Origin of the sequence: Streptomyces sp. IBSBF 3136, assembly GCF_036815105.1 — a bacterium.
In the GTDB taxonomy this organism is placed as follows: domain Bacteria; phylum Actinomycetota; class Actinomycetes; order Streptomycetales; family Streptomycetaceae; genus Streptomyces.
The window spans coordinates 1-8,173 of sequence record NZ_JAJSZC010000287.1; the positions used below are offsets into that span (position 1 = coordinate 1).

The 8,173-nt window shown below is 66.6% G+C and carries 7 protein-coding genes; 5 read left to right on the top strand and 2 right to left on the bottom strand.

What is annotated here, in order from left to right; genetic code table 11:
* From V7E45_RS36235 to V7E45_RS36245, 3 genes are all read left to right on the top strand, one after another.
* Positions 1-3,520, top strand: a 3,520-nt coding sequence (locus V7E45_RS36235) for an HNH/endonuclease VII fold putative polymorphic toxin (RefSeq protein ID WP_333778526.1), incomplete at its 5' end; no start/stop codon positions are given.
* A 28-nt stretch (positions 3,521-3,548) separates the two neighbouring features.
* A complete protein-coding gene (locus V7E45_RS36240; RefSeq protein WP_333778527.1) occupies positions 3,549-3,938 on the top strand; it encodes an Imm50 family immunity protein in 390 nt (129 codons plus the stop codon).
* Positions 3,939-4,876: 938 nt separating this feature from the next.
* Entirely contained in the window at positions 4,877-5,566 is a 690-nt protein-coding gene (locus V7E45_RS36245; RefSeq protein WP_333778528.1) for a DUF1266 domain-containing protein, read from the top strand.
* 32 nt (positions 5,567-5,598) lie between these two features.
* On the opposite strand, the gene V7E45_RS36250 is transcribed toward V7E45_RS36245, so the two are convergent.
* Together V7E45_RS36250 and V7E45_RS36255 are read right to left on the bottom strand one after the other, a co-directional pair.
* Positions 5,599-6,495, bottom strand: coding sequence for a hypothetical protein (locus tag V7E45_RS36250; RefSeq protein ID WP_333778529.1), 897 nt, complete (start codon positions 6,493-6,495; stop codon positions 5,599-5,601).
* Positions 6,495-6,902: an ATP-binding protein gene (locus V7E45_RS36255; protein WP_333778530.1), complete on the bottom strand. Its 408-nt coding sequence runs from the start codon at positions 6,900-6,902 to the stop codon at positions 6,495-6,497. Before V7E45_RS36255 ends, V7E45_RS36250 begins: the two co-directional genes overlap by 1 nt.
* 193 nt (positions 6,903-7,095) lie before the next feature.
* Between V7E45_RS36255 and V7E45_RS36260 the strand changes: the two genes are divergently transcribed.
* Complete coding sequence (locus V7E45_RS36260; RefSeq protein ID WP_333778531.1) at positions 7,096-7,947, top strand: helix-turn-helix domain-containing protein; 852 nt, start codon at positions 7,096-7,098, stop codon at positions 7,945-7,947.
* A gap of 8 nt (positions 7,948-7,955) precedes the next feature.
* A complete protein-coding gene (locus V7E45_RS36265; RefSeq protein ID WP_333778532.1) occupies positions 7,956-8,150 on the top strand; it encodes a DUF397 domain-containing protein in 195 nt (64 codons plus the stop codon).
* Positions 8,151-8,173 lie beyond the last annotated feature (23 nt).

Consider the following 8,173-nt stretch of genomic DNA (forward strand, 5'->3'; position numbering starts at 1 on the left):
GCGGGGGGCGGCCCAGGGCGGGAAGTCCGCCCGCGACGAGGTGGACGAGAGCCCCCAGGATCACTCCCGAGAAGACGACGCCGTGGAGGGCTGCGGCGACCCGGTCGACGTGGCCACCGGCAAGATGTTCCTCCCGCAGACGGACGCGGCCCTCCCTGGCGTGCTGCCCCTGATCCTCAAACGACGGGTGGAGTCCGCCTACCACCAGGGCCGCTGGTTCGGCCCCTCGTGGTCCTCCACCTTGGACCAGCGTCTGGAGATAGACGCGCAGGGAGTGGTCTTCGTCACGGAGGACGGCCTGCTCCTGGCCTATCCGCACCCGGCGCCGGGCCTGCCCACCCTCCCGTCCCACGGCCCTCGCCGCCCCCTGAACCGCGTGGCAGACGGGTACACCATCACGGACCCGCAGACCCTCCGCACCTGGCACTTCGCGGACCGGGGCGAGAACCTGGCCGTCCTCGAACAGGTGGATGACCGCAACGGCAACTGGATCACCTTCGAGTACGACGAGGAGGGCACGCCGCAGACCGTCATGACGAGTGCCGGTCAGGGCGTGCACATCACCACGCACGCGGGTCGCGTGACCGCCTACCACCTGGCGACGACGGGCCAGGAGCTGAAACGCTTCGGCTACACGGACGGCAACCTCACGGACGTCATCAACTCCACCGGACTGCCGCTTCGCTTCGCCTACGACGCCTCGGGCCGGATCACGTCCTGGACGGACACGAACGACCGCAGCTACGCGTACGAGTACGACGACCAGGACCGCTGCACGGCCCAGGCGGGCTCCGCGGGCCACATGGCCACGCGCTTCTCCTACGGGGAACCGGACCCGGAGACGGGTCTGCGCGTGACCACGGCGACCAACGGCGAGGGCCACAGCAGTCGGTACCTGGTCAACGACGCCCGGCAGGTGGTGTCCGTCATCGACCCGCTGGGCGCCGAGACCGCGTACCGACGCGACCGCTACAACCGGCTGCTGTCCCGCACGGACCCGCTGGGCCACACAACCACATTCCACTACGACGACACGGGCAACCTGACGTCGGTCGTCCGCCCGGACGGCCGTGAGGCGAGGGCGGAGTACAACGAACTCGGCCTGCCGGTGAAGGTGACGAACCCGGACGGCACGGTGATCCGTCAGACATTCGACGAGCGGGGCAACCGTACGTCGGTGACCGACCCGGCCGGCCTGACGACCCACTTCACGTACACGGAGGCCGGTCACCTGACGTCCGTGACGGATCCGCTGGGCAATACGACAAGAGTCGTCTGCGATCGTGCGGGCCTCCCGGTGGAGGTGACGGACCCGCTGGGCGCGGTGACGCGCTACGAACGGGACGCCTTCGGCCGCGCGGTCACGATGACGGACCCGATGGGCTCGGCCACGCGCCTGGAGTGGACGGTGGAAGGCCACCTCTCGGCCCGCACGGAGCCCGACGGCACCAGCGAATCATGGACGTACGACGGCGAGGGCAACTGCACGAGCCACACGGACGCGCTCGGCGGCGTTTCCCGCTTCGAGTACACCCACTTCGACCTGCTGACGGCACGCACGGGCCCGGACGGAGTCCGCTACGAGTTCGACCACGACAGCGAACTGCGTCTGACGAGGGTCACCAACCCGCAGGGCCTGACGTGGACGTACGAGTACGACGCGGCGGGCCGCCTGGTGACGGAGACGGACTTCGACGACCGCGCGCTGAGGTACGCGTACGACGTCGCGGGCCGTCTCGCCGCCCGCAGCAACGCTCTCGGCGAGGTGGCGTCCTTCGAGCGCAACGAACTGGGCCAGGTGACCCGCAAGGACGCCGCCGGCCGGGTCACGACGTACGCGTACGACCTCACCGACCAGCTCGCCCAGGCCACCGGCCCCGACGGCACGACGCTCACGCTGCTGCGCGACCGCCACGGCCGCCTGCACTCGGAATCGGTCGACGGCCGCACGGTGACGTACACGTACGACGACCTGGGCCGCCGCACCGGCCGCACCACGCCCACCGGCGCGACCACCACCTGGTCCTACGACGCGGCCGGCCGCCGAACCGGCATGGTCGCCTCGGGCCGCGCGATCGACTTCACCTACGACGAGGCGGGCCGCGAACTGTCCCGCCGCATAGGCGAGACGGTCACGCTGGAGCACGCCTTCGACGCGCTGGGCCGCCTGACCACGCAGTCGGTGACGGGTCTGGAGGGCCGCACGGTGCAACACCGGGCGTACACCTACCGCGCTGACGGCAACCTGATAGGCATCGAAGACCAGCTCTCCGGCTCCCGCCACTTCGACCTCGACGCGGCGGGCCGGGTGACGGCGGTCCACGCGGCGGGCTGGACGGAGCGCTACGCCTACGACGAGGCGGGCAACCAGACCCAGGCGAGCTGGCCGTCGAACCACCCGGGCCAGGAGGCAATAGGCCCGCGCACCTACACAGGCACCCGCATCACCCGCGCAGGCAGCGTCCGCTACGAACACGACGCCCTGGGCCGCATCACCCTCCGCCAGAAGACCCGCCTGTCACGCAAGCCGGACACCTGGCACTACGAATGGGACCCCGAGGACCGCCTGACCTCGGTCGTGACCCCGGACGGCACCCGCTGGCGCTACACGTACGACCCGCTGGGCCGCCGTACGGCGAAGCTCCGCCTGGCGCCGGACGGCGAGACGGTGCTGGAGAGGGTGGACTTCACCTGGGACGGCACCACACTCTGCGAACAGACGACGACGTCGGTGGAGCTACCCCACCCGGTCACCCTGACCTGGGACCACCAGGGCCTACGCCCCCTGACCCAGACGGAACGCATCACAGCGGCCGACGCCCCGCAGAACGAGATCGACTCCCGCTTCTTCGCGATTGTCACTGACCTTGTTGGCACGCCGAGCGAACTCGTCGACGAGAACGGCGACATCGCCTGGCGTACTCGAAGCACGCTGTGGGGTACGACGGCTTGGGCGGCCGACAGCACGACGTATACGCCTCTGCGCTTCCCGGGGCAGTACTACGACCCGGAAACCGGGCTCCACTACAACTACTTCCGCCACTACGACCCCGAAACCGCCCGCTACCTTACCTTCGATCCCCTCGGACTCGCGCCCTCCCCTAACCCCTCTACCTACGTCCACAATCCGCATACGTGGGGTGATCCTCTCGGCCTTGCACCAGAAGGTTGCCCGGAGGACCCCTCCCACAAGCACTCAAGCAGTCGAAACGCCGCATTCCGGGAGGCGAAGCGTGACTTGGGTCTCCCCATGTCTCAGCAGCCGGACGAGATCCGTATGGTTCCCATGACAGACCGCACTGGCCAACAGGTCATGGACGATTCGTTCAATCCCGTAATGACTCGAGAATACGTATACACGCGAAGTGACGGGAGCAGGGTAATCATCCAAGATCACGGGTACGGGCACTATTATGGTGAAGGTGGGGTGGGCGACCAGGGACCGCACTTTAACGTCCGGCCATGGGAAAACCCGCGGACTGGTAAGGTCCCAGGCACTGCACAACATTATGAATACTAGTCCCCTCGGGGCGGAAGGATGATTCAGCGTGTCATGGACATCGTTGCTGCATAATCCCGAGGGAATCGTCGCCGTTTACCGGGGCGCCCCACCGGAACTCTCCGGAGTTCGCGTTCATGAGGTGGTTCTGCATGAAGACGGACCGACTCTGAAGCTGCGCCTGGACCTCCCTCTTTACCCGGACCAGCCTCCACGCAAATGGGCGGCACAGGGTTTCAATACTGTGCAGGTCGAGATTTCACTGAGCGGCCTCCATGCGATCACATTGGACGGTTTCGGGACCGCCATCAGGGCGGACGTTTCCCTTTCCGGAGAGAACGGCGTCACCCTCAATGTGGTGTCGCCCGAGAGTCGCATCCGTGCCGTTTCCGAAGTCGCCTTTATCTCAAAGCTGACCGCGTACACCAACGAAGTCTAACCAGCACCTGGGAAAATTGGCGCGAGAGCACATGCTCAGACACAACTGTGGAAACACGGTGAACCGAGCCGAGGAAATGACAAAGATCATCGAAAAGCTGGAGGGGGATTTCCTGGAGTACCGAAAGCCGATGTTCGAGAAGTTTGGTCGACGCAGAGGGCCCGGGAGGTCAACACTAAGTCCACGAGCCGTGATTTCAGTTTCTCTGGGGTGTGATGACTCCGGGATCAAATATTCGCGCCTCATTGATGCACGTAGTTTCACGCCCCTGTTTACCTTTCGTCTGACTCCTGATCGGTCTGAGTGCCTCCAAGGAACTATTGACCGCAAATATTCAGAATCTATCTCGTCGCAGCAGGAGGTCAGACAGCCTCATGTCATTTGGTCCGCCGCCAGCAGGTTTCGGAACCCCAGCACCGTCGGCCTGGACGCCGCCGACGGAGATCGAGCAGGCGTTGTTCGAGGCCAAGTCGCGTGAGGACTGGGCCGCGTACTTCGACAGGCTGGCGCGGGAACCGCTGTATCACGAGATATTGCGGGACAGAGCGGATACCGACCCCAGCACGACGTACTCGGTCTTCGGGCACGATCCGCGTGTCGGAGGTCCAATCTGGGCGGTGTACACCGTGGGCATGCTGCCCGCTCCCGAACCGCATCGGGTGTTCGGTATCCACAGCCTCGGGTGGCTCGCCGATGCGTGGAAGCCGGGGCGTCCCGCGTGGATCGTGGTCAATCCGGGCAGCCCCTGTGAGGCGTTCCTCCCGGCGGCCCCACCTCATTCCGGGGCGTGGGCTCAGCATCATCGGCCCGGTCGCCCCCTTGGCGGCCGCCACAGGCTGCTCACTCTCCGGGTGGGTGGCCCACTTCAGGGATCTGTCGCCCATGGCCTCGCCTGCGGAGCGCTCCTGTGCGTCAGCAACGGGTCCGTATGGAATGCCATGGGCTGGCACGGGACGGGATACATAAACGAGCGGAAGCGGCTTCGCGAGTGGTGGGGCATCACCACCCGCGAGGAGTGGCAGCACTACCTCCGCGACCTCCTCGCCTGCGAGCAGCACAGCTCGGTCTGGGACTTCGCCCTCGGGCTGCGCCGCACCATCGCCCGGGACTTCGGCGGGCACGTCGACCCGGGGTACTGGCGGCAGGCCGCAGCCAACGTCATCCGCGCGAAGTCCGAGGGCTCGGTCGTGGTCACCGGAGACGGTGTCACCAGGACGGAGCCTCGCCCCGAGCCCGAGATCGTGGCGCAGATCGAGGGAGTCCAGCGGCTCATCGGGCGTATCACCCGCTATGAAGCTCGCATGCGTGCCGACGGCGTGCTCGATGAGGGGGCGTACGTCTCCTCAGTCGACGCGTGGGACCTCGGGCGGGCCTCGAAGATGGCCCGGTGGGGCCTCGGGGCCCGGTTCGGCACGCTGGAGGAGGCCGAGTACGCCGTCGTACAAGCCGGCCGAGTGGCCTCCCACTCCTACAGGTCGTGGCAGGACTTCTCCGCCGCCTACATCCTCGGACGGTGCCTCCACTTCGATGAGGAGGAGTTCGGCGACTGGTACCAGGACATGGTCGACGCCCACCGGATCCTGATGTCCGACCCCGGCAGCCCCTGGCTCAACCTTCCCTTTCGGTAACCGTCTCGCCAGGGGTGAATCCCGTCCCGCTGTCACTCCTCGGCGAACAACTCCGACGCGTCCGTGGCGTGCACCGCCCGTTGGGCCCACGTCTCAAGCTGGTCCAGGTCGGTGCACGCCTCCACCTGCTCGCGGATCGCATCGGCCAGTTGAACGCCGCGCCATTCCAGGATGCGGAGGACCATTTCCCGGCGATCCTGGACGCGGCCCTCTTCCCGGCCCTGTTCCCGCCCCTCCTCCCGCACCTGCTCGGCCAGCGGGTGACGCCAGAAGTACTGGATCGCTGTCATCAGGTCCCTCCACATCTGCTTCGCCTGGGGGTCGGTCAGGCATGAGTCGATGAACTGCACGAAGACGGCGGCATTGTCGGGGTCGACGGTCCGCAGGGCGGATGCCAGGGATTCCAGTATGGCGGCGGCCTGGGGGCCGCGCCCGTGTGTCATCGCCGAGAGCACCGCAAGGGGTACGTCGCGTTCGGCCTGGCGCTCGTCCGTGATCACCGGCACGCTGTCCGGGCCTAGCACGAGGGGCCGTACGGTCAGCGAGTGCCAGCCGGGGAAGCCGAGCCGGATGGGTCGGGACGCCCAGCGGGCCGTTGCGCTGCTCTGGGTGATCACGATCAGGACCGGCTCGCAGCGGTACTTCTCGTACAGGTAGGACAAGTAATACGGCCAGCTGCCGCGTTTTCGGTCGTCCGCCTTGCCCTGTGATTCCACGACCAAGAGGTACGTGCCTTCGTCCGTCTCCGCCCGCAGCAGCGTGTCCACGCGGCGCTCTACCGGTTCGATCTCCGTGAGGTCCACGTTCATTGCCGCGATCTCCCTCGGTTCGGGGAACGGCACGTGCAGCACCCGCTGTAATGCCCGGGTCAGTAGGGCGGGGTCCTTCTGGAAGATCCGGTGGAGTGCCTCGTGAGGCGAGCCGGCCATCACGCCGCCTCCAGTTCGCACCACACGTACTTGCCGCGGTCCCCGAACCGGCCCGACGGCTGCCAGCCCCAGTAGTCCGCGCAGGCCCGGATCAGGGCGAGGCCGCGTCCGCTCTCCGCCAGTTCGGAGATCTGGTCCAACGGCTGTGGCGGCTCCGGTGGTCCGGGGTCGGTGTCCCAGGCTCCGATCCACACCACGCCCTGCGCCGTTCGGCGGACCCTGAGTGCGGCCGGCCCCTTCGTGTGCCGCACCGCGTTCGAGATCAGTTCCGTCGCCAGGAGCTCCGCCGTGTCGACGAGCCGGATCAGGCCGTGCAGCGTCAGGACCATGCGGAGGGTGCGGCGGCACACCGTCACGGCTCTCAGATCGTTGGGGATGTAGAGGGTGTAGTCCCAGGTCTCGGGCATGAGGAACTCCGTTCAGCCAAGGGGGATTCGGGTGCAGTGGCATTGCCGCGTTCGTCGTGGCAGGACGAAGCGGTGCGCTTCCGCAGAGTGGGGCGCTAGTCACTGAAAGTAGGGGGCAACATTTAGATCTCGCAACCGGTAGGCGTAATCTGACCCCGAACGAGTCGTACTGGCGCGTCGGAAGGACTGGTCGGTGGCGAAACGGGTCGAGCCAACGGCACGTCAGATGCGCCTGGCGGTCGAGCTGCGGAGACTTCGCGATGCGGCGGGCCTCTCCTCACGGGAGGCGGCCGCCCTGCTGGGCGTGAGCGCTCCACAGATCAGCCAGATCGAGTCCGGTCTCGCCGGGGTGAGCGAGAAGCGGCTGCGCCTACTCGCCGCCAACTACTCCTGCTCGGACAGTGAGCTGATCGCTGCCCTGGTGGCCATGGCGACCGACCGAACGCGGGGCTGGTGGGAGGAATATCGGCAACGCCTGCCCACACCGTTTCTTGACCTCGCCGAGTTGGAACACCACTCCACGTATCGGTGTGACGTGGAGTTCCTGTTCATCCCCGGTCTGCTTCAGACTCCCGCGTACGCCCGCGCCGCCTTCTCCTCCAGGATTCCCGAACTCCCCGAGGAAGACCTGGAACTGCGTGTCCAGCACCGCATGCAGCGCAAGGCGATCCTCGTCGGGCTCGATCCCACTCCCTACCGGGCAGTCGTCCACGAGGCAGCACTGCGCATAAGACTCAGTGACAGAGCCGACGCGCGGGCTCAGCTGTTCCGTGTTCTGGAACTTTCCGAGGCCGACCACATCACCGTGCGCGTCATCCCCTTCGACCTGGACGGTTTCGGCGGGGCTTGGAGCCCCATGATGCTCGCGGGCGGTGCGGTACCCAAGCTGGACACGGCCGTTCGCGACGCGCCTCACGGCACCGGCTTCATCGACTCCGAGGCTCAACTCGGCGTTTTTCGCACGCTTTTCCGTAGGGTAGAAGCCGCATCACTCGACCCCGATCGTTCGCGTGACGTCATCTACAGAGTGGCCAAGGAGCTGTGAGACCTACCGTGACCACCCCCGACAACTGGCGGAAGTCGTCCTACTCAGGCGGCGGCGACGGCAACAACTGCGTGGAGGTCGCGACCTCGCCCGCTCACATAGCCATCAGGGACTCAAAAACCCCGGCAAGAGCAACCCTCACCTTCCCATCCACAGCCTTCGCCCACTTCATCCAAGCCCTGAAAGCCCAGCCGCCCGCCTAGACCAACCCCGCCCCCACCAACAA

Excerpts from the sequence above, each read along its gene's own strand:
- V7E45_RS36245 (WP_333778528.1), top strand. The coding sequence starts at position 4,877 with ATGGGCTGGCACGGGACGGGATACATAAACGAGCGGAAGCGGCTTCGC.
- V7E45_RS36250 (WP_333778529.1), bottom strand. The coding sequence starts at position 6,495 with ATGGCCGGCTCGCCTCACGAGGCACTCCACCGGATCTTCCAGAAGGAC.
- V7E45_RS36255 (WP_333778530.1), bottom strand. The coding sequence starts at position 6,902 with ATGCCCGAGACCTGGGACTACACCCTCTACATCCCCAACGATCTGAGA.